1 protein-coding gene is annotated in these 1,100 nt (G+C 48.8%); it reads right to left on the reverse strand.

The window, feature by feature from the left end; all coding sequences use genetic code 11:
* Window positions 1-48: 48 nt before the first annotated feature.
* Window positions 49-1,100 (reverse strand): IS3 family transposase gene (locus CWE12_RS13560; RefSeq protein WP_126790254.1). Its coding sequence is split into 2 segments (ribosomal slippage), with 1,053 coding nucleotides annotated over them: window positions 49-875 and window positions 875-1,100; the frame shifts between segments, so codons are not numbered across the junction. This gene is flagged as partial in the annotation.

Below are 1,100 nucleotides of genomic sequence, written 5' to 3' on the forward strand. Positions count from 1 at the left end.
TGACCTTTCCCCTGAAATAACACCACATTTTCAATGAGATTTCAGTTTTTATGCCACCTGTTTTGCGTACTCAGCTGGCGGTAAATAATTCAGTGAACTGTGAGGTCTTTCCTCGTTGTAATGACGCTGCCACTGCTTAATGTCGTAACGAGCTTCGTCCAAAGTGCGGAACCAGTGCTGATTCAAACACTCGTTCCTGAATTTGCCGTTCAGGCTTTCCACAAACGCATTCTGTGTCGGCTTTCCTGGCTGAATAAAGCTCAGGCGCACGCCTTTGGTTTTACTCCAGAAAAACATCGCCTTGCTGGTAAACTCGGTGCCGTTGTCGCAGACAATTGAATCTGGTCTGTCGCGAGTCTCTATTATCTGAGATAAAAACCGTGCGACTTGTTGGCCTGAGATCGACACTGAAACCAGTTGGCCAACGACTTCGCGGCTAAAGTCATCAACGATGTTTAACACTCGAAAGCGGCGTCCATTGGCTAGTTGGTCTGAAACAAAATCCATGGACCAGCGCTGGTTAACGCCGGTTGGTGCATCCATAACGACACGTGGTCGAGTCAGTTTCTTCCGTTTCTTCGTGCGAACTTGGAGCCCTTGCTCCGTATAAAGCCGATACGTTCGCTTCTTGTTTTTAACTAGTCCTTCACGCTTCAAAAGGCCATGCAGCATTAAATACCCGTAACGCGGATACTCGACCGCCAGCTCCTTTAAACGAGCCATGACAGGCTCGTCCTGGCGCTTCTTTGGCTGATATCGATAAGCGGTTCGACTCAGCCCGACCAACTTGCACGCAAGGCGCTCACTAAGCTTAAACGTGGTCACTAAATGCGTAACCACATGCTTCTTGCTGGTGGGCTTTACCACTTTTTTGAGACGACATCCTTCAGGGCTTCTGTCTCAAGCATTTTCTCCGCTAAGAGCTTCTTCAGTTTAGTGTTTTCGGCTTCGAGCTCGCGTAGACGCTTTGCTTCGTTGACTTCCATACCAGCGTATTTACTGCGCCAGTTGTAAAAAGTGCCATTGGATATGCCTAGGCGACGGCAAATGTCCTCGACCTTGGCTCCAGCCTCGTGCTCTTTGATGGCCTTGATGATTTG

It is taken from the genome of Aliidiomarina sedimenti (assembly GCF_003986955.1).
GTDB classification, from domain to species: Bacteria; Pseudomonadota; Gammaproteobacteria; order Enterobacterales; family Alteromonadaceae; genus Aliidiomarina; species Aliidiomarina sedimenti.